The sequence below is a fragment of the Mucilaginibacter aquatilis genome (genome assembly GCF_009755275.1).
Classification (GTDB): Bacteria; Bacteroidota; Bacteroidia; order Sphingobacteriales; family Sphingobacteriaceae; genus Mucilaginibacter; species Mucilaginibacter aquatilis.
This window is the reverse complement of record NZ_WQLA01000007.1, coordinates 332832-352817: the sequence shown is the minus strand read 5'-3', so window position 1 is coordinate 352817 and position 19986 is coordinate 332832. Positions and strand designations below refer to the sequence as shown.

General features: G+C 40.6%; 17 protein-coding genes. 7 read left to right on the top strand and 10 right to left on the bottom strand.

What is annotated here, in order from left to right; translation table 11 throughout:
- Positions 1-382: 382 nt before the first annotated feature.
- Positions 383-1675, top strand: a complete 1293-nt coding sequence (locus tag GO816_RS17445) for a DUF2851 family protein (RefSeq protein ID WP_157543230.1) — start codon at positions 383-385, stop codon at positions 1673-1675.
- Positions 1672-1893 carry a PspC domain-containing protein gene (locus tag GO816_RS17440; protein ID WP_157543229.1) on the top strand — a complete coding sequence of 74 codons (222 nt, stop codon included), beginning with the start codon at positions 1672-1674 and terminating at the stop codon, positions 1891-1893. The genes GO816_RS17445 and GO816_RS17440 overlap by 4 nt, the downstream gene beginning before the upstream one ends.
- Before the next feature lie 4 nt (positions 1894-1897).
- Here GO816_RS17440 and GO816_RS17435 read toward each other — a convergent pair whose 3' ends face one another.
- The 5 genes from GO816_RS17435 to GO816_RS17415 all read right to left on the bottom strand — a co-directional run bounded on the left by GO816_RS17435 (position 1898) and on the right by GO816_RS17415 (position 4898).
- Positions 1898-2254 (bottom strand): response regulator, encoded by a 357-nt coding sequence (locus GO816_RS17435; RefSeq protein WP_157543228.1) that lies wholly within the window; start codon positions 2252-2254, stop codon positions 1898-1900.
- Between the two features lie 169 nt (positions 2255-2423).
- Positions 2424-2570, bottom strand: coding sequence for a hypothetical protein (locus GO816_RS17430; protein ID WP_157543227.1), 147 nt, complete (start codon positions 2568-2570; stop codon positions 2424-2426).
- 156 nt (positions 2571-2726) lie between these two features.
- Positions 2727-3089, bottom strand: coding sequence for a response regulator (locus tag GO816_RS17425; RefSeq protein WP_157543226.1), 363 nt, complete (start codon positions 3087-3089; stop codon positions 2727-2729).
- Positions 3090-3218: 129 nt separating this feature from the next.
- Positions 3219-3920 (bottom strand): DUF1345 domain-containing protein, encoded by a 702-nt coding sequence (locus GO816_RS17420; RefSeq protein WP_157543225.1) that lies wholly within the window; start codon positions 3918-3920, stop codon positions 3219-3221.
- A gap of 120 nt (positions 3921-4040) precedes the next feature.
- Positions 4041-4898: an NAD(P)-dependent oxidoreductase gene (locus tag GO816_RS17415; protein WP_157543224.1), complete on the bottom strand. Its 858-nt coding sequence runs from the start codon at positions 4896-4898 to the stop codon at positions 4041-4043.
- 72 nt (positions 4899-4970) lie between these two features.
- Here GO816_RS17415 and GO816_RS17410 point away from each other — a divergent pair, with 72 nt between their 5' ends.
- From GO816_RS17410 to argH, 4 genes are all read left to right on the top strand, one after another.
- The gene (locus GO816_RS17410) at positions 4971-5660 is read left to right on the top strand and encodes a DUF2490 domain-containing protein (RefSeq protein ID WP_157543223.1); all 690 of its coding nucleotides are present in this window, start codon (positions 4971-4973) and stop codon (positions 5658-5660) included.
- Positions 5661-5852: 192 nt separating this feature from the next.
- On the top strand, positions 5853-6950 hold the full coding sequence (locus GO816_RS17405) for a PAS domain S-box protein (RefSeq protein WP_198171558.1): 1098 nt from the start codon (positions 5853-5855) through the stop codon (positions 6948-6950).
- A 29-nt stretch (positions 6951-6979) separates the two neighbouring features.
- Positions 6980-8311, top strand: a complete 1332-nt coding sequence (locus GO816_RS17400) for an MFS transporter (protein ID WP_157543221.1) — start codon at positions 6980-6982, stop codon at positions 8309-8311.
- 44 nt (positions 8312-8355) lie between these two features.
- The gene (gene argH, locus GO816_RS17395; protein ID WP_157543220.1) at positions 8356-9690 is read left to right on the top strand and encodes an argininosuccinate lyase; all 1335 of its coding nucleotides are present in this window, start codon (positions 8356-8358) and stop codon (positions 9688-9690) included.
- A 20-nt stretch (positions 9691-9710) separates the two neighbouring features.
- Here argH and GO816_RS17390 read toward each other — a convergent pair whose 3' ends face one another.
- The 3 genes from GO816_RS17390 to rlmH form a co-directional block, all read right to left on the bottom strand.
- Positions 9711-10631 carry a cation diffusion facilitator family transporter gene (locus tag GO816_RS17390; protein WP_157543219.1) on the bottom strand — a complete coding sequence of 307 codons (921 nt, stop codon included), beginning with the start codon at positions 10629-10631 and terminating at the stop codon, positions 9711-9713.
- Between the two features lie 29 nt (positions 10632-10660).
- Entirely contained in the window at positions 10661-11599 is a 939-nt protein-coding gene (locus GO816_RS17385; RefSeq protein ID WP_157543218.1) for an aspartyl/asparaginyl beta-hydroxylase domain-containing protein, read from the bottom strand.
- Positions 11600-11766: 167 nt separating this feature from the next.
- Positions 11767-12240 carry a 23S rRNA (pseudouridine(1915)-N(3))-methyltransferase RlmH gene (gene rlmH / locus GO816_RS17380; RefSeq protein ID WP_157543217.1) on the bottom strand — a complete coding sequence of 158 codons (474 nt, stop codon included), beginning with the start codon at positions 12238-12240 and terminating at the stop codon, positions 11767-11769.
- 70 nt (positions 12241-12310) lie between these two features.
- On the opposite strand from rlmH, the gene GO816_RS17375 reads away from it, so the two are divergent.
- Entirely contained in the window at positions 12311-14119 is a 1809-nt protein-coding gene (locus GO816_RS17375; protein ID WP_157543216.1) for a MutS-related protein, read from the top strand.
- Positions 14120-14242: 123 nt separating this feature from the next.
- Here the strand turns inward: GO816_RS17375 and GO816_RS17370 are convergent, their stop codons facing one another.
- Both GO816_RS17370 and GO816_RS17365 read right to left on the bottom strand, forming a co-directional pair.
- A complete protein-coding gene (locus GO816_RS17370) occupies positions 14243-16789 on the bottom strand; it encodes a TonB-dependent receptor domain-containing protein (protein WP_157543215.1) in 2547 nt (848 codons plus the stop codon).
- A gap of 240 nt (positions 16790-17029) precedes the next feature.
- Entirely contained in the window at positions 17030-19957 is a 2928-nt protein-coding gene (locus tag GO816_RS17365; RefSeq protein WP_157543214.1) for a leucine--tRNA ligase, read from the bottom strand.
- Positions 19958-19986 lie beyond the last annotated feature (29 nt).

Genomic DNA, 19986 nt, shown 5'->3' with positions numbered 1-19986 from the left:
GATAGCAGCAGCGAAAAGGATGATGGCGGCGAAGGTAAAGTTAGTTTTCATATCAGTCAGGGGGAAAGGGTGTGCGTTGTTGTGTGTTTTAATTTGTTGTTGTTTGATAAGTATTAGGCAACTGCTGTACCAGCAGCCGCTCAAAAACAGTAAACGCAACAAAAACGCCTCTTAGATACGTAAAAACACACTTTTTGCATCGTGCCAAAAACGCGAAGTAAGCCGCATAGCGGTTAACTTGTGGTTAAGTTTTCCCCAACTTTACTCAGCTGGTGGGGAATTGTGCTTCTACAGTTGGTGTAAGTTTGTTGCCAAATTCGCCTGAGGAAGTAATGCACGACACGTTTCTAAATTATACAACCTAAAATACCTATATTCAGCAATGCTTTTCAATGAGGACTTTTTGCGTTATATATGGAAGTTTAAGCTTTTTGATATGCGCAGTCTTCAAACTATAAATGGTGAAGTAATTGAAGTTGCATCTGCAGGTATGCATAATTTTAACTCGGGTGCCGATTTTCAGAACGCAAGGATAAAAATTGGAGATACTACATGGGCCGGCAACGTTGAAATTCACCTTAATTCATCAGACTGGCACAAGCATAATCATACCAATGACAATGCTTACAATAATGTAATACTTCACGTGGTTTATAAGCACGATGAGGACATATATACTAGTGAGGGCAAATTGCTGCCTACATTAGAGCTAGGAAGCCGTATCTCCGAAGCACTCTATCTGCGTTATCATGACTTAGCTTACGGCAAAAAGCAAATAATACCCTGCGAGGCAAGTATAAGTACGGTGCAGGCCGTTACCATGCAAAACTGGTTCACCCGTATGCTGATTGAACGATTAGAAAAAAAATCAATTACGGTAATTGATGCATTGAAACTTAATAAAGGCAACTGGGAGGAAACGTTTTATCAGTTTTTAGCAGCAAATTTTGGATTTAAAATTAATGCGTTGCCATTTGAGTTGATGGCAAAATCTTTGCCTCAAAATATTTTAGGTAAGCATAAAAGCAGCGCCTTGCAGGTTGAAGCACTAATTTTTGGGCAAGCGGGTATGCTTGAAGATAATTTTAAAGATCAATACCCAAATAAGCTTAAAACCGAATATCAGTTTTTACGATCAAAATATAACCTCAAACCTATTGAAAAGCACTTATGGAAATTTTTGCGACTCAGACCTCAAAACTTTCCGACGGTAAGGTTGGCGCAATTTGCTGCTTTTACGCTGGTATCTAATCTGTTGTTTTCCAAAATATTAGATTACGAAGAGGTAAAGGAATTGCGTAAACTTTTTAGTAATATTGTTGTTAACGATTATTGGGTAAACCATTATCGGTTTGATGCGGAGTCCAAAATCAGTTCAAAAAACTTTGGCGAATCATCAATTGATTTACTTTTATTGAATACTGTTTCGCTGTTTCTATATAGCTATGGAAAACACCATAACCAGCAAAAGTATATTGACCGCAGCTTAAGATTACTAGAGTCGCTTGGTGTGGAAAGTAACCAGATAGTAAATGATTTTGCAGAACTGGGTGTTAAGGTGAAAACTGCTTATGAATCTCAGGCTTTGCTCGAGCTAAAAAGTAGTTACTGTAATCACAAAAGATGCTTGCAGTGTGGTATTGGAAATGAAATATTAAAACTCAATATAACATGATACAAAGGATATTGACTTTTTTTGAGCGTTATTCGTTTGGCGTGTGTACCTATATGGGCGAGCGTTTTAATGTATCAATCGCAAAAATCCGTTTGTTTTTTATTTACTCCTCTTTTCTGGCAGTAGGGTTTCCGCTCATTTTTTATTTCTGTGCAGGTATTGTATTAGACATTCGTCACTACATCAAGCGCATACGTGCGCGTGCTATGGATTGGTAGATTCTTAACTGGCCAGCTGTAACTCTATATCATCAATAAGAGCATTGATGCCAGCCGATTTAACTTCTTCGTTAACTATATGCGGGTAAGAATAGTTGTTGTAGTTTTTGCCTGATATAAACATCAGCGGGATGTTTTTTGATGTATCAATCGCTTTTAAAGCACGACTTACTACCATGCTATCCATTTCAGTAAGCATGCTATCCATCAAAATTAAATCAGGGTGGCATTTTGATATCTCACTGAATACCTTATATGAACGGTGTAGTGGACATACATCATAACCCTTACAACCTAATAAAAGCGACAAACGGTTTAACTCCATCACGTCTTCATCTATAATCATTATACGCTTTGCCATCAGAAATCAAATATTGGTGTACATCATTGAAGTGTTCAAATTGTATGCCATAATGTGCCCCTACAGTATTTAAAAGTGTATTTTTGCTTATAAGGTAAATTTTGTTCAAATAAAAAAGGAGTCTACATTCAATATAAACTCCTTTAATCATAGGGTAGATGTTATGTGGTCAGGCAGCTTGTTTGTTGCCCTGGTTGATGCCTTTATTTTTCAGCTGGCTTAAACGGTAAGCAGCTAAATCCTGACTTAAAAGTTTCTTTAGTTCAACATCAATTGTTTTTAGCAGAACTTGAGTTTTAGTATTTAATGTTTTCATAAGGCAGTAATTATTAGTTGCAACATACATTGCTAATTATGTGCCAAACAAATGCCTTTAGCTAAAAAAGCTAATCTGTTGAGAGAAATTAACCCTAATGTATTTTATAAAATACATATACCTAGGTTAAGCTGTAGAGAAAGATGTATAAAGCCGTTAATTTTGAGAAGTAAGATCGGTTACTTTACTAACCAGTTCATCAAGGTCAAACGGTTTTGAAATAACGGCTTCACATTCAAATAAAGGATCTTCGTTACGATTAATATAGGCCGAAAATATGATCACAGGAACTTTACCTAACTGTTCATCAGCTTTAACCTGACGGCAAATATCACCGCCATTGCCATCGCCTAAGTGGTAGTCAAGTATAACTAGATCGGGGTTGTAGTTTTGAGCTACTTGTAAAAAATCGTTGCTGGTAGTGGTGGTACGTACCTCAAAATTTTCATACGAAAGCACTTCGTTCACCACATCGAGTATATCCTCATTATCATCCAGCACTAAAATTCGCTTCAGCATCAATTTAAATTATTAGGGTAAGCAGCATGCCAATGCAACCTGCTGCATACAAAGATACGTATATAACTTACCGATTGCTACATTACATATCCATAGTTGTGTAAAACTATAGAGCGTGACAAACTGCTATTAGCGGTTGGATATAAGCTCGGATGTAATGTTAATGCTTAAGGCAACTATAGCTGTGTTAAATACGAAGGAGATAAGACTATGCACCCACACCAGCCTGCGTATTTTGCGCGATGTTATGGCTACATCTGACACCTGAAAGGCAACGCCAAGGTTAAATGAAAAGTAAACGAAGTCGAGGTAATCAGGCTCCTCTTCCTGCGGAAAATTTAATCCGCCAGCCTGTACCGAGTGTCCCTGATCGTTATGAGTATCATAATATAAGTGTGCGTACCTGAGAGTAAATACAGTATGTACCAACCACCATGATATGATTACCGAACCTATTGTTAAAGCAACATGCCCTATCACCTGCGTTTCGGTAGCCTCCTTAGGCGATTTCATGAGAAATATGATTGACAGCAAACTTATAACAGCACCGCTCAATACAAATAAAAATATAAACGTACGGCTCGAGTCCTGAATGGAGGCATATTTACGTACATCTCGCGGGTGAACGCTTAATATGGTTATCCATTCGGGTATGATGATGCTGAACGCAAATGAAATCCAGGTCATTAATATGGTTTCGGTGACCGGCAGGTTTGATGAAAATATATAGGCCGCTACAGCACTTACTACAATGGCAATTATTAAACGCACGTGAGCATCTAAGTGAGCCGCTAATTTTTTTGTTTTCTGCGTGCTTTTATTTTCAGGCATGAGGAAAGTTTGTGCCTGATAAAGTTAAATAAAAGTCTTTTGTTTTCTTGTTGAACAGCGCCTAATACAAGGTATTTTAAAAAAAGGTAGAACCGCAAATGCCGGTTCTACCTGATTATATTACTTTTTCAAATGCTTGTAAATTGCCATAAGATCTGAATTGCCAAGCCCATCGTTGTTTGCAGCTTTAAAACTTTCATACAGCGGGGTACTTAAGGGAGAATTTAGTTGTTGTTCTTTGGCAAGCCTTAAATCTTTAAACATATGCTTAAGCGCAAACGCAGCAGGAAAATCATTATTTAAAATTGAAGGAGTTTTCAATTTGGTAATTGCACTGCCTACTGCGCCTTCGTTTATAATGTTTAACATATCGGCGGCATCAACGCCGCTATCTGTGGCAAACTGCACAGTTTCAGCCAATCCTTGTACGGTTAACGCTAAAAAGTAATTGATAGCCAGTTTGGCTGATGCCCCTGTGCCGACTGCGCCCAGTAAAACCGACATTTTACTTAAGTTTTTAAATATAGGTTCGGCTCTTTCATAATCAGACTTTTCGCCTCCGGCTAAAATAATCAAGGTGCCATCCTGTGCGGGTTTTACACTTCCTGATACAGGAGCCTCCAAAAATGTGGCCTTTTTTGAAATACATAATTCATTGATGTGTTTCGACGTGTCTGGCGACACGGTACTCACGTTTATAAATAAACGCCCGGAAACATCACCTGAAAGCAAACCGTTCTCTGTAGAAAATATTTCTTTGGAGGCTTCATCATCAGACACCATTACAAATACTACGTCGTTATTAGCCCCCAGTGTCTTTAAATCGGCGGCAGAAGTTGCTCCGGCTTCAATCGCTTCTTGCTCCTTCTCGCGGGTACGGTTAAAAGCCTCAACTGTATAGCCGGCTTTTAACAAATTTTTAACCATGGGTGTACCCATATTACCTAACCCTGTCCAGCCAATTCTTTCTCTATTCATAACAGTAAAATATTTTAATACCCAACAAAGAGACGTGTTATAAGTTTAAACATCAAGCTTTAAAACTCCGGTTTGAAATTTTTAACACTTGCTGTCATCGGTTGTCTCGTTTTTGGAAATTGCATTGCGCAAACTTCTGAGACGCAGGCATGGCTTTTTATTAACCATTCGCAAAGGCTTACCGATAAGTTTGATGTATTAGCTGATGTACAAGTCAGGTCGGCAAATGATATCAAATTCCTTAATACGCTGCTATTAAGAAGTGCTTTAAACTTCCATCTTAATAAAAAACATGCAGTTGCCTTGGGCTACGCCTTCAAAGTTGATCGTGAATTTGACGAAACCGGTGAAGTACGCACTACAGAGCATCGTGCTTACGAACAGTACCAGCATGACTTTAAGGTGAGAAAAACTGAAATGGCACTTCGTTTACGCTTTGAGCAGCGCTGGATTAAAGAAGATGCATACAATTTTTCACAACGGGGACGAATATTTTATACGGTGCAAATTCCACTTCTTGCCGATACAGGATTTACCAAGGGGTTATTTGCAGGCTTACAAAATGAGTTGTTTTTAAACCTGCAAAATAAGAAAGCTGTAAATGGTCGTGTGTTTGATCAAAACAGGACATTTGGGTCGCTTGGATACAAATTAAGTAAAAATATTGATACCGAACTAGGCTACATGTTTTGGTTTCAGCATGAAAGCGACGGGCCTTTCAAGCGTCATATCATTCAATTTGTGCTTACAACCAACTTTTAATAAGCACTTCTAATAACATTAGGTAGTGGCAATGTTTGGTTTACAACCTCCATTTTTAAATACTAAATAATAAAATTGCCGGTTTTATAACTTATGCATCGCTTAAGCCGTATATTGTTTAAACACCTACTAACCAATTAAGAGTTCACTAAGCTGATTATGCCTTTAAACGGATTGGATAAAATCCGGTCGATGGAGAGATTTCTTGATCTTAAAATCTGCCGTGAAAATGAATTGAAAAACATTGTTACCCTGGCTGCCGAAACTTGCCAGGTTGCAGCTGCATTTTTAGTGATAAGTGTAGAGGGCGAAATAACACAGCATTTTAAGTTTGGTAACGTTGCGGAGCAATTGGATATTGAAGACGTTAAGTTTGATATACCGCTTGAACAGGATAGGATTACCGAAGTTGAAGATTTTGAGCAGCATACGCAGTTAGCTCATCATCAGTTGGTAAAAAATGCCCCTTCTATTCGCTTTTTTGCCGGTGCGCCATTGGTAACGTATGACGGGCAGCATATAGGCAGCTTGTTTGTTTTAGGTTCCGAAGCAAAAAAACTGTCTGAACGACGTAAACGCATGTTGCATTTGCTATCAAGGCAAGCGGTTACCATGGTTGAGTTTGAACTTAGTATTGACGTGTTGCGCGAACAATATACAGAAGCTAAAAACTCTGAAAATAAGCTGCGTTCGTTTTTTGAAAGTTCCAAATCGAGCCATTTGCTAATTGGACGCAACATGGAGATCATTACCTTCAATAAAACCTTTTATGATATAGCTTACATGCTATTTGGTAAACCGGTGCTTGCGGGTGTAAAAGCCACTGAATTTATTTACCCCGCTTACATTGATGATTTTGAAAAAAATGTGCAAACAGCCTTAAGTGGCGAAAGTATTAATCATGAAAGGGCCGTTAAATTTACGGGTATTGACCCTATGTGGTTTAAAGTAAGCTATAACCCAACTTATGATAGCGGAGGTAAAATAATCGGTGTATCATTCAATAGCACCGATATAACACAACGCAAACAAAGCGAACAAAAAATATTAGAGCAAAATGAAGCTTTGCGTAAGGTTGCCTTTATGCAATCACATCAATTGCGAAAGCCGGTTGCATCTATTTTGGGGTTAATGAGTTTATTAAAGCTTGAGGAAACAGAAGCTAATTCGGCCATTTTAAATATGATGGAACAAGCTGTGCAGGAGCTCGACTTTACCGTGCGTAATATTGTAAAAGCTACCGAAACCCGTACAGATTTTGACCCATTACCCCAAAATTTAAGTTTTTAGTATTGCCATAAGTTCTTCGCCTGTTTGGTATGTTTAACGGCACAATCAAAATGATGGATAATAACAACCAGCACAGGCAGTCACTTTCGGTAATTCAGCGCTTAAAATCAATTATAGGCGGCTCACTCGGTAATTTGGTTGAGTGGTACGACTGGTATGTGTATTCCGCATTTTCATTATACTTTTCATCTTCGTTTTTTCCTGAGAGTGATGATACTGCGCAGTTGCTTAATACTGCCGGTATATTTGCTATAGGATTCTTAATGCGCCCGGTTGGTGGCTGGTTAATGGGCACCTATGCCGACAGGCACGGCAGGAAGAAAGCTTTAACCGCATCCATTTTGTTGATGAGCCTTGGCTCGTTGATAATTACGTTTGTACCTGGCTACAAGCAAATTGGTATTGCTGCCCCAATATTGCTAGTGCTAGCCCGTATAATACAAGGGTTAAGCGTTGGCGGCGAATATGGTACCAGTGCAACTTATTTGAGCGAAATGGCTGCTAAACATAATCGTGGCTTTTATTCAAGTTTTCAGTATGTAACGCTAATAATGGGTCAGTTAATTGCCTTGGGGGTACTGGTACTATTACAGCAATATTTTTTAACCGATGCACAGCTGCACAGCTGGGGCTGGCGTATACCGTTTGGCATAGGGGCAGTTTTAGCAATAACGGTAATGTACCTGCGCAAAAGTTTGCATGAGTCAACCTCGTTTAGTGATAATGATACCGCAAAACAACGCGGTACCATCAGCGCGTTAATGCAACACCCCAGGGCGGTTGCTACGGTTGTTGGGCTTACATTGGGTGGTACGGTTGCATTTTATACGTTTACAACCTACATGCAAAAATTTCTGGTTAACACTGCCGGATTTTCAAAAACACAGGCAACCGGTATTTCAACCTGCACCTTGCTTGCTTTTATGTTACTGCAACCTGCGTTTGGAGCACTGTCAGATAAAATTGGCCGTAAGCCATTGCTTATTGCTTTTGGTATATTAGGTACATTATGCACGCTGCCGGTTTTAAGCAGCTTAAGCACTACGAATAATGCTGTCTCAGCCTTTGTTCTCATCATGGTTGCATTAATTATTGTGAGCGGATACACATCCATAAATGCCGTGGTAAAGGCTGAATTGTTTCCGGCAGAGGTAAGGGCTTTGGGCGTAGGCTTTCCTTATGCAATAGCTGTTTCTATTTTTGGCGGTACTGCCGAGTACATTGCCTTATGGTTTAAGCAAGCCGGGCATGCAACATGGTTTTACTGGTACGTTACGGCTTGTATTGGCATTTCACTGCTTATATACCTGTTTATGAAAGATACGCATAAACACTCAAAAATTGAGGAGCATCATGCTTAGCATTCTTGCTTTTACCTCTACATAAAAATATACATCTTTGCAGCATGAGTAAGCTGTGGCAAAAAACTATCAATGTTAATGAGCTGGTTGAGAACTTTACAGTTGGGCGCGACCGTGAGTTTGACCGCCAAATGGCTGCATTTGATGTGTTAGGCTCTTTAGCCCATACAAAAATGCTGCAAACCATTGGCCTAATGGGCGAAGATGATTTAGCATTGGTACAAGCCGAGCTCAAAAGCATTTACCGTGAAATACAGGACGACGACTTTGAAATTGAGCAAGGCGTAGAAGACGTACATTCACAGGTGGAATTATTGCTTACCCGCCGTATTGGCGAGGCCGGCAAAAAAATTCATAGTGGCCGCTCACGTAACGACCAGGTTTTGGTTGATTTAAAATTGTTTTTCAGGAGCGAATTACAGCAGGTGGTGGAAGAGGTTGAGCAGCTTTTTAACTTGCTTATTAGCCTGAGCAATAAACACAAAGATGTTTTGTTACCAGGCTATACGCACTTGCAGGTAGCTATGCCATCATCATTTGGACTATGGTTTGGTGCTTATGCTGAGAGCCTGGCTGATGATTTAGAGCTTGTTTTAGCTGCTTACAAAATTACCAACAAAAATCCATTAGGTTCAGCAGCCGGTTACGGTTCTTCGTTTCCGCTTAACCGCACTTTAACAACACAGTTATTAGGGTTTGATGCCTTGAACTATAATGTAGTTTATGCGCAAATGGGTAGAGGCAAAACCGAGCGTATAATAGCACAAGCACTATCAGCAGTGGCGGCAACCTTGGCGCGTATGGCAATGGACCAAACTTTGTACCTGAGCCAGAATTTTGCATTTGTAAGCTATCCTGAAAATTTAACAACGGGAAGCAGCATCATGCCACACAAGAAAAACCCCGACGTTTGGGAAATTATGCGTGGAAAATGTAACCGCTTGCAAGCCTTGCCAAATGACGTTGCTATGATGACTACCAACCTGCCATCAGGCTATCACCGCGAAATGCAGTTGCTTAAAGAGCTGTTATTCCCAGCCTTTGCCGAGCTAAAGAGCTGTTTACATATGGCCAACTTTATGTTGCAGCATATAGAGGTAAAATCAAATATATTGGATGATGCCCGCTATGCGTACCTCTTTAGTGTTGAAGAGGTTAACCGCCAGGTTTTAAATGGGGTGCCTTTCCGTGATGCTTACAAACAGGTTGGCTTGGCTATTGAACAAGGAAACTTTAACCCCGATAAAGCGATAAGCCATACTCACGAAGGTAGTATTGGTAACTTAGGTAATCCGCAAATTGAAGCCGCTATGCAGGCAGTGCTGGCTCAATTTAAGTTTGAAAGGACAGCAAATGCGGTTGAGCAACTGGTTAAATAGAAATTAAGACTTAAACTTCGTTAAACGTTGCAATCTTTTGCCTGGCAATGCTCGCCATCAAACTCAGGCTCAAAGGTACTGTGTTGGATATCGAGATGAGCCAGGCGGTGACGTAAGTCGTTTTTGATTTGATTGAAGTTTGCGGCTTCTTCGGCTTTAATCACTATGTGGGCAGTTAGTGCATTTTCTGTAGTGCTTAATGCCCACACGTGCATGTGGTGAATTTCCTTAACGCCATTGGCTTTTAACAGCTCATCTTTAATTGCGCTCAGTTCCATTTGTTTAGGTACACCGTCAATTTCTAAACGTAAGCTATCAACCAGTAGTCCCCACGTACCAGCAAGTATAACCACTACTATAATAATGCTTACCACGCTGTCAATCCAATACCAGCCGGTAAAGTAAATGGCTAAGCCCGATATTACTACGCCTAATGATACCAGTGCGTCAACAGCCATGTGCATGTAGGCACCCTTAACATTAAGGTCTTTCTCCTTGTCTTTCATAAAAAGCCAGGCAGTTACACCGTTTACAGCAATACCCGCAAAGGCTACCCAGGCTACTGTAATACCAGGTATTGGTTGTGGGTGCCCAATTCTAAGTATTGCCTCGTAAGCTATAACACCAACTGCAGCAACCAACAAAACGGCATTAAGTAATGATACCAATATGGTAGACCGCTTGTAGCCGTAAGTGTAAACGTTATTGGCGCGAATTTTTGACAGCTTAAAGGCAAGCAACGCAAGTATTAAACTAGCTACATCACTTAAATTGTGGCCGGCATCAGTAAGCAGCGATAGGGAGCCTTTGGCAAAGCCCACGCCAGCTTCAATAACTACAAATGCAGAATTGAGAATAATGCCTATGATAAAGGCCTTGTTTAAATGATCGAGCTTTGGAGCGTGATCATGATGGTGATGATGTGAATGATCGTGACCCATAAGCAAACTTACCCGTAGTGTTTTCGGCGTTATAACAAATGCCTGAAAAATAAGGCATACAATATAGCGGCAAACAGAATGTACTTAACTACATAATACAAACGCTCATTATAAGCTTTCAGGCGTTTGCCAACCAGCCTTATAGAGTATACATACTTAAAGGCTTTGTTAATATTTCCTGTTTTATCATCGCCCATATTAGGAGATGATGCTGATGCCATAACAAACCAACCAAAGAAGTTGTTCCAGGCACGGCCAAAAATGGTTTTCACCGGGCGCTCAACATCACAAAATAAAATCAAACGGTCAATATTGGTTTGGTTCTCAGCATGATGAATATAAGTTTCATCAAACAGCACATCGTCGCCGTCTTTCCAGGCGTAACTTTGTCCATCTACAACAATGTGGCACTGTTCTGAGTTCGGAGTAATTAATCCTAAATGATACCTTAATGAGCCTGCATATGGGTCGCGGTGTTGCATAAGCTGGCTGCCGGCAGGCAACACCGCAAACATTGCGGCTTTAATGTTGGGGGTATTTTTAAGTAATTCGACAGTTTTAGGGCAGTATTTTTTTGCTGATGGGTGGAAATCTCCGTACCATTTCAGGTAAAAGCGTTTCCAGCCTCGCCTGAAGAACGAATTAAACCCGGCATCATTAAAAGTATCCGATCCCTTAATAAGTTCTTCTCTTTCTAAAAGTATGGCCTCATCACGTATGGTTTGCCAGTTCTCTTTTAAAACAGATAGTTGAGGAAAGTGCGCCGTGCTGATGTAAGGCCGGTTTTCAACTTTAGAAAGGGCGTACATAGGCACATTTATAGGCGCCATAAAGGTTGAATGATCAGCAAATTGCCTGAAAAATTTGTACCTGACGCGGCCGCGGTAATGCACAATTACCGTTGCAATAATAAACGAGAAAAGTATGAAAAACTTAAATGTGAAAAGTTCAGTAACGATTGAATCCATAAGGAGAGATTGATAATACGTCAAAAGTATTTTATAGTATCATTCAATACAATAAATCTGGACTTAACCTGCGAAAAATTACATAGTAATTAACATTGTTCAACATCATCAATCTCTTTCATACACTTACCTTCAATACAGTTTAAAGGCTTAAAAAGCCATATAAACTATTGATGATGATAGGGCTCGCCTTTGATAATGCTGAACGCCCGGTATAGTTGCTCAACAAAAAAAAGCCTTACCATTTGATGGGAAAACGTCATTCGTGAAAGCGCTAACTGCGCATTTGCCCGCTGGTAAACGGTAGCATCAAAACCGTAAGGCCCGCCAATTATAAACACTAATGATTGTGTTGAACCAATAGCTTTTTTGTCAATATAATCGGCAAATTGCACCGAACTGAATTCCATGCCTTTTTCATCAAGCAAAACCACGTGGTCGGTTGTTGATAGCTTTTTTAAAATAAGTTCGGCTTCTTTTGTTTTTTGCTGCTCTTGAGTAAGTGCTTTGGTGTTTTTGAGTTCGGGCAGGTCAACAATTTCCAGTTTAGTATAGTGTTTTAGGCGTTTAACAAACTTTTCAATTCCATCCTTAATGTAGGCGTCCTCGGTTTTGCCAACGGTAAGCAGCACAATTTTCATTTTGCAAATAAACAGCTTAAAAAGCTCAGCTACCAAAAAATGGTTTACTTTGCCAAAAGTACATTCCAATATGAGTTCAACTATACAAGATAATTACAAGCACAATACTCAGCATGCCACGGCCCAAATACAATACTTTAAAAATAAAGTAAATGTGTTTTCTGTAATGCGGTTAATTGTATTTGCCTTGTTACTATTATTGGTTTACTGGAGCGTTAAGCTTGATAGTTTTGCAGTGTTTGCTGCTGGCGCTATAGTGGCAGGAATTGCTTTTAATTGGTTAGTTGCAAAGCAAGCGTACTTTGAAAAGTGCCGCTTGTATTTTGAAAACTTTAAGGCGGTAAATCAAAATGAGTTGGAGAGTATAGATAGCTATGGTAACATATATCCTAACGGCAGCAAGTTTAATGACGATAAGCACTATTACACCAGTGATCTTGATGTTTTTGGAGCGGCATCACTCTACCAGCTTATTAACCGTGCAGCAACCGTAGCTGGGCAAGAAAAGTTAGCTGGTTGGCTTAAAGCACCGGCTGTTAAAACTGTTATTTTAAGCAGGCAGCAGGCGGTACAGGAAATAAGTACTAAAAACCATTGGAAGCTTAAAGTTCAATCACAGTTGTTATTTGCCCTCAAGCATAACAGTAATGAACTGCAGCAGCTTTTTAAGTATTTACACAAACCTTTAAATATACCTGGAGAAGGATGGTTAAAAACCTATGTAAAAGTTGTTGCTTGGATAATGTTGGCCGCAATAGCAGCTTCATATTTTTATCCCGAAGCTAAGTATGTTGCCATCGTTCTCGGTTTGTTTAATTTCTTTTTAACCGGTATTAATAACAAGCATACCGAACAAACGGACCTTATTGCGGGTAAAATTGGAAGTACGCTTAATAGTTACTCTGATGTATTTGATAGTATTGAAAAGGAGGAGTGGAGTACAGCGTATAACAAGAATCTGGCAGACAATGTTAAGCGCAATAACAACAAGAGTATATCAGTAGTTACGCGCCAGCTCTCCAACCTAATCAACAGTCTTAATAACCGCAATAATTTGCTTGTTGGCTTTTTTTTAAATGTGTTAGCCCTTTGGAACATTAGGTACGTTATAGCAATAGAGGATTGGAAACGTAATAACCACGAGAACATTGAAAGCGCATTTGATGTAATTGCCGAGTTTGAAGCGCTCATAAGCCTTTCATCATTACAAATCAATTATCCCGAGTGGTGTATGCCTGCCATTGCCAATGGGGATGAGTTTACCCTGGTTGCAAAGAACGTTTCGCATCCGCATATAAAAGATGGCGTAAGAGTATCTAATAGCTACGAACTGATTAACACCCGGAAGGTAGATATTATTACCGGCTCTAATATGGCCGGAAAAAGCACCTTTTTGCGTACGCTTGGCATTAATACCGTACTGGCGTTATCAGGTGCACCGGTTTGTGCTGATGTTATGGAGGTGTCGGTTGTACAGTTGTTTAGCTATATGCGTATCAAAGACTCGCTTAACGAAAGCACATCAACCTTCAAGGCCGAGCTAGACCGTTTGCAAATGTTGCTGGAGGCAGTAAAGCAACAACCAAACATCCTGTTTTTAATAGATGAAATGTTGCGCGGTACTAATTCTGTTGATAAGTACCTCGGCTCAAAAGCGGTAATTGAAAAACTCATCAGCAGCAATGGGGTAGGCCTGGTTGCTACGCATGACTTGCAGTTAGCCCAACTTGAACAAGCCTATCCAACCTATGTACGTAACTTTTATTTCGATATACAAGTAATTAATGGCGAAATGCTGTTTGACTACAAACTTAAACCCGGCGAGTGTAAAACCTTCAATGCCTCGTTGCTGCTGGAGAGGATTGGGATATTCAGTTAGTAGAGACAAGAGCCGAGAAACAAGAACCAAAAAACTTATAAAAAGAAACCCCCGGTCAATCTGACCGGGGGTTTTATTGAGTGAGCTTTCGTCTTAACTCTTGGCTCTTGTCTCTAAAACGGATTATCTCGGACCGCCGCCTTGGCCGCCGCCGCCGCCCATGCCGCCTTGGTCTCCACCTTGCATTAAGTCGTCGTTTTTAACGCCTTTTTTCTTCTGTTGGCCATAGGTTAACTTACCAAAGTTGTAAGTGAACGATATGCCAAACGATTGTAGGGGATAACGAATTTTAGTAGTTTGATTTATTGTAGGTGAATTTACTTTAGAATCAAGTTTTAAATAAGTTTGGAACGGAGATAAGGCGTTCAAACCTAAAGTGAATTTTTTAGCAATCAATTCTTTTTTCACACCAAAACCGAATAAGTTGAAGGCTGGGTTTTGACCTTGAATGGTACGGCGTGGTGAATTAAATACACCAAAGAACTCTGCAGTCCAGGTTTTAGTAATGGTAGCAGAAGCACTCAGGAATGCATTGTAGTTGAAGTAGGTTTTAATTTCACCCTGGTTTGCCGATTGATTTTGGTTAACGGTTGGCCTGTATGTAAAGGCATTAACACTACCACGAATAGTTAACGGTTTCCATGGAGTTATTGAGCCAAAGAAACTTGCACCAAATGATTTGTTGGTACCAATATTTTGGAAAGTAGTACGGCTGGTTAATCCTCTTGGATTGTTATCACCTGCCAGCTCCGGATCTTCAACAGTTGCGTTGATGCCCTCAATAAGGTTGTTAGTGTATTTGTAGTAGGTAGATAGGTTAATAACCGATGAACCTATAAAGGTATTATAACCTAACTCGACGGTTTGAGTAATCTCGGGAGATAAGGTAGGGTTACCTTCGGTTTGGCTTTGGTTATTTGCCTTATTTATAAAAGGGTTCAGGTATTGTAAGCTAGGGCGTTGTATACGTTTGTTGTAGCTCAATTTGTAAGTTTGAGTACCTTTTACTGTTTTAGATAAAATAAAGCTTGGTACGAAGGTAGTGTAGTTTTGTGTAAACGGCTGCAAGTTAGTTTGCGTAGAGTTGCTTGGCACACCCTCAATTAACGTGTTTTCTACACGTGCACCGGCTTGTAATGAGTAGTTTTTAGGCAGTGTAAAGGTCAACACAGTGTAACCGGCGTAAACATTTTGACTGTAATCATACTTGTTTGATGCGCGATTGCTCAATGTAAACGGACCGGCGTTAGTTACATTTCCGTTTGCATCAAATTGCTGATACACATCATAATTACTACTAATATCCCTGAAGATAGATTTACCACCAGCTTCCAGTTTGAATGATTTGGTTACCGGTAAAGCGTAATCAACCTGTGCTGTATACTCATCATTTACACCGTCATTGTTACCAATTTGGTTAGGGAAATCATTAGGGTCAACATTAAAGTAATAAGCGTTATAGTCAGACCCAAGTTTACTGTGGCTCCATTGGCCTGCTACAGTTAACTCTTCACCCTCTTTTTTAAACTTACGGGTGTAATCGGCATTCCAGTCAAAACCACTGAATTTTACTTTGTTATAGTTAGTACTGGTATACTTTCTTAAATCAAAAGCATTGTCGCCCGAGCCATCAGTTTGAAAACCTCCGCCATTAACACGGAATGTAGTGCTAAGGCTGTTGTAATTATTTACATCATAGCCTGCAGTTACAGAGCCTATAGTACCGTAACGTTTAGTTTCAGCGCGTGAGCTTTGTACAACGGTATTAGTGCGGCCATTCAAGTCGCGAACGCTGTTTAAATCAAATAAAGATGTTTGTGGCCATGCAAAGTTGCTGCCTATATTGCCAGTTAAGCTAAAGCGGTTTTGCTTGTAATTTAGGTTGGCGTTACCGTTGTTTTGACGGGTACCTATACCGCCGCTTACTGAACCGCTTAAGCCCGATACATCTTTAGTTTTAGTAATAATGTTGATGATACCACCAGAACCTTCAGCATCATATTTAGCCGATGGAGAGGTGATAACCTCAATGCTTTTAATTTGATCGGCAGGAATGGTGCGCAGCACATCAGCCAAACTGGTTGATAATGCACCTGATGGTTTACCATTAATCAAAACACGTACGTTTTGGTCGCCGCGTAATGATGGTTTGCCATCTAAGTCAACTGATACCAATGGCACTTTGCGCAACACATCGGTAGCGTTGCCACCAGCCGAAGTGATGTCTTTTTCGGCATTGTAAACAATCTTATCAATTTTGTTTTCAATAACCGGAGCCTGACCGGTTACGGTAACAGCGCCCAGCGTTTTTGCGCCCGGCGAAACAATAATGTTACCCATGTTGATATCAGGTTTTCCAGGGGTGGTTTCAACCGGATCAATAAACTTAGTTGGGTAGCCAATAAAGGTTACGGCCACTTTGTATTTGCCCGGAGCAATGTTGTTAAGTTTAAATGTTCCTTTATCATCGGTTAATGTACCATTTAATACCGCTTTGCCGCCGCTGCGGTAAAGGCTGATGGTAGCATAATCTAAAGGTTTTTTAGAGAGTGAGTCAATCACAGTACCTGATATACGGCCGGTTATACCCGAACCTCCTGCACCAGGAATTTGTGCTTTAGCACACACAAAGGAGGTCAGTAATGCAATGAGTGTAAAAAAACGTTTCATTTATAATGATTTTGGTATTAAGAGTTGATTAGAATTGATTTGTTACAGCAGCAATCTGTCTTTTTTTTAAATAGATAAGCTGTGTGGCTTTTGTATCACCAATGTTGCAAATGCAGCGGTGTTATGCTGGAATTAAGACAAAATAAAACGATATAATACATATGTTCATCGTCACCCACAACAAAAAACAGGGAAGCTTTATTAAGCCTCCCTGTAAATATGTTAAGTTGCTAACTAGGCTTATATTACAATGTTCACAATGCGGCCTTTAACTACAATTACTTTTTTAGGTGTTTTTCCGTCAAGGTATTTTTGCACATCGGGGTTGGCCAATACTAATGCTTCAACTTCTTTAGGCTCCAGTGTTAGCGCCATATTGATGTTAAGGCGTGTTTTGCCGTTTACCGATATAGGGTAGGCAAATTCATCTTCAACTAAGTATGAAGGGTTGAATACCGGGTAAGCAGCATATGAAAGAGTACCAGCATCATTACCTAATAAAGTCCATAACTCCTCACAAATGTGAGGGGCGTAAGGTGAAAGGATAATTACCAACTCCTGCAAAACAGCACGCTTATTACACTTCAAATCGGTAAGCTCATTTACAGCAATCATAAAGCTCGATACTGATGTATTAAATGAGAAACGCTCAATGTCTTCCTCAACCTTGCGTATAATTTTATGCAGCGATTTTAACTCGGCTTTGCTTGGCGCATCATTTGATACCGTAAACTCCCATTGATCATTATGAAACAAACGCCAAAATTTACGCAGGAATTTAAACACGCCCTCAATACCATTGGTATTCCAAGGCTTGCTTTGCTCAAGCGGGCCCAGGAACATTTCGTACATACGCAAAGTGTCTGACCCATAACGTTCAATCAAATCATCGGGATTAACCACGTTGAACTTTGATTTTGACATCTTTTCAATCTCAACATCGCATATATACTTGCTTTCACTTTGTGCATCGTCTGCCGGATAAATTACCGAGCCGTCTTCCAGCACAAAGATAGCCTTATCGTTATCCGGTCTCCAGGTACGGAACGCTGCGATATCCAATGCATCATTGCTTACAATGTTTACATCAACGTGCAACTTGCTAAAGTCCATTTCGCCAATTTCGGCACCTTCAGGTAATAAGTCTTTATAAAATAGGGCTATTTGCTCAATAGTATCAAAGTCACCTTCTTTGTATAGTTCGTAAATGCCTTTTGATACATAAACCTCGGGCTTAACAAAGTTGTCGTCAATACCTAACAACAAAGGATTCAGGCGGTAAGTGAAACTTGAACGGCCTTGTATCATACCCTGGTTAATAAGCTTTTTAAATGGCTCTTCCTCAACGGCTAAACCAATATCTTTTAAAAACTTATTCCAAAAACGGCTGTACAATAAGTGCCCGGTAGCATGTTCTGATCCACCTATGTAAAGGTCAACATCTTTCCAGTATTCTACTGCCTCGTTAGATGCGAAATCAGTTCCGTTTTGTGCATCCATATAACGGTACCAGTACCAGCTGCTGCCCGCCCAACCAGGCATGGTGCTTAGTTCATACTCGTACTCGTTTTGATATTTCCAGTCTTCGGCGCGGCCTAGTGGCGGCTCACCGCTTTCGGTGGGCAGGTATTTGTCAATTTCGGGCAGTATAAGCGGAAGTTCGCTTTCGTTGATTAAATACGGCAAGCCATTTTTGAAATAAACAGGTACCGGCTCTCCCCAGTAACGCTGACGACCGAAGATGGCATCGCGCATTCTGAAATTAACCTTAGCCTTGCCTGCTCCCATTTCTTCCAGTTTGGCAACAATGGCGGCGGTTGCCTCTTTATATTCTAAACCGTTTATAAAGTCGGAGTTAATGTATTTACCTTCTTTGGTTGCATCGGCCTTTTTTTCTGTATTCTGCGTATCTAAAATTGGAATGATAGGCAAATTGAAGTGTTTGGCAAACAGGTAATCACGCTGATCTCCTGACGGTACGGCCATTACAGCACCTGTACCGTAACCTGCCAAAACGTAGTCGGCAATCCACAGCTGAATGCGCTCACCGTTCAATGGGTTAAGTACATAGCTGCCAGTAAACGCACCTGACACGCTTTTGGTGTCGGCCATACGGTCCAGCTCCGATTTCTTTTTGGTTTGAGCAATGTAAGCTTCAACGGCTTCTTTCTGATCAGGTGTGGTTAATGATGCCACCAACTCATGCTCAGGAGCTAACACCACGAACGTAACACCAAAAATAGTGTCAACGCGGGTGGTAAAAACTTCAATACTTTGTTGAGTATTACCTTCAATAGGGAACTTTACACTTGCACCAACGCTTTTACCAATCCAATTACGCTGCATTTCTTTAAGCGGGTCGGGCCAGTCAATGTTATCAAGCCCTTGTAACAGGCGCTCGGCATAGGCAGTAATGCGCATGCTCCATTGCATCATTTTCTTCTGTTCAACCGGGTAACCACCACGCTCGCTTACGCCGTCTTTTACTTCGTCGTTTGCCAGTACCGTGCCTAAGGCAGGGCACCAGTTTACAGTGCTTTCGCGCAGGTAGGTTAAGCGATATTTTAAAAGTTCGGTTTGCTGAGCTTCCTCGCTCATGGCGTTCCATTCAGCAGCTGTAAAGGTTAATATCTCGTCGTCGGCAACGGCGGTAATACCTGCCGATCCATTGGCTGCAAAGTGTTCAACTAATTTTTCAATAGATTCAGCCTTTTCATCAGCCTTATTGTACCATGAGTTAAACAACTGCATGAAAATCCACTGCGTCCACTTGTAATAGTCGGGCGAGCTGGTGCGCACTTCACGGCTCCAGTCAAACGAAAATCCAAGTTGATCTAACTGGCGGCGGTAGGTGGCAATGTTGGCTTCGGTAGTAATGGCCGGATGCTGACCGGTTTGTATAGCATATTGTTCGGCCGGTAAACCAAACGAATCGTACCCCATAGGGTGCAGCACGTTAAAGCCACGCAGGCGTTTGTACCTCGAAAAAATGTCAGAAGCGATGTAACCCAGTGGGTGGCCTACGTGCAAACCCGCACCCGATGGATAGGGGAACATATCGAGCACATAGTACTTGGGTTTAGCCGATTGATTTTCGGCTTTGAAGGTTTGGTTGGCAGCCCAAAATTGTTGCCACTTTTTTTCAATGTCTTTAAACTGATAATCCATTTTTTCGCAGTTTCGCAAGTATAGGCGCG

Excerpts from the sequence above, each read along its gene's own strand:
- GO816_RS17400 (WP_157543221.1), top strand. The coding sequence starts at position 6,980 with ATGTTTAACGGCACAATCAAAATGATGGATAATAACAACCAGCACAGG.
- GO816_RS17430 (WP_157543227.1), bottom strand. The coding sequence starts at position 2,570 with ATGAAAACATTAAATACTAAAACTCAAGTTCTGCTAAAAACAATTGAT.
- GO816_RS17365 (WP_157543214.1), bottom strand. The coding sequence starts at position 19,957 with ATGGATTATCAGTTTAAAGACATTGAAAAAAAGTGGCAACAATTTTGG.
- GO816_RS17425 (WP_157543226.1), bottom strand. The coding sequence starts at position 3,089 with ATGCTGAAGCGAATTTTAGTGCTGGATGATAATGAGGATATACTCGAT.
- GO816_RS17440 (WP_157543229.1), top strand. The coding sequence starts at position 1,672 with ATGATACAAAGGATATTGACTTTTTTTGAGCGTTATTCGTTTGGCGTG.
- GO816_RS17370 (WP_157543215.1), bottom strand. The coding sequence starts at position 16,789 with ATGAAACGTTTTTTTACACTCATTGCATTACTGACCTCCTTTGTGTGT.
- argH (WP_157543220.1), top strand. The coding sequence starts at position 8,356 with ATGAGTAAGCTGTGGCAAAAAACTATCAATGTTAATGAGCTGGTTGAG.
- GO816_RS17390 (WP_157543219.1), bottom strand. The coding sequence starts at position 10,631 with ATGGGTCACGATCATTCACATCATCACCATCATGATCACGCTCCAAAG.
- GO816_RS17420 (WP_157543225.1), bottom strand. The coding sequence starts at position 3,920 with ATGCCTGAAAATAAAAGCACGCAGAAAACAAAAAAATTAGCGGCTCAC.
- rlmH (WP_157543217.1), bottom strand. The coding sequence starts at position 12,240 with ATGAAAATTGTGCTGCTTACCGTTGGCAAAACCGAGGACGCCTACATT.
- GO816_RS17435 (WP_157543228.1), bottom strand. The coding sequence starts at position 2,254 with ATGGCAAAGCGTATAATGATTATAGATGAAGACGTGATGGAGTTAAAC.
- GO816_RS17415 (WP_157543224.1), bottom strand. The coding sequence starts at position 4,898 with ATGAATAGAGAAAGAATTGGCTGGACAGGGTTAGGTAATATGGGTACA.
- GO816_RS17385 (WP_157543218.1), bottom strand. The coding sequence starts at position 11,599 with ATGGATTCAATCGTTACTGAACTTTTCACATTTAAGTTTTTCATACTT.
- GO816_RS17405 (WP_198171558.1), top strand. The coding sequence starts at position 5,853 with ATGGAGAGATTTCTTGATCTTAAAATCTGCCGTGAAAATGAATTGAAA.
- GO816_RS17375 (WP_157543216.1), top strand. The coding sequence starts at position 12,311 with ATGAGTTCAACTATACAAGATAATTACAAGCACAATACTCAGCATGCC.
- GO816_RS17445 (WP_157543230.1), top strand. The coding sequence starts at position 383 with ATGCTTTTCAATGAGGACTTTTTGCGTTATATATGGAAGTTTAAGCTT.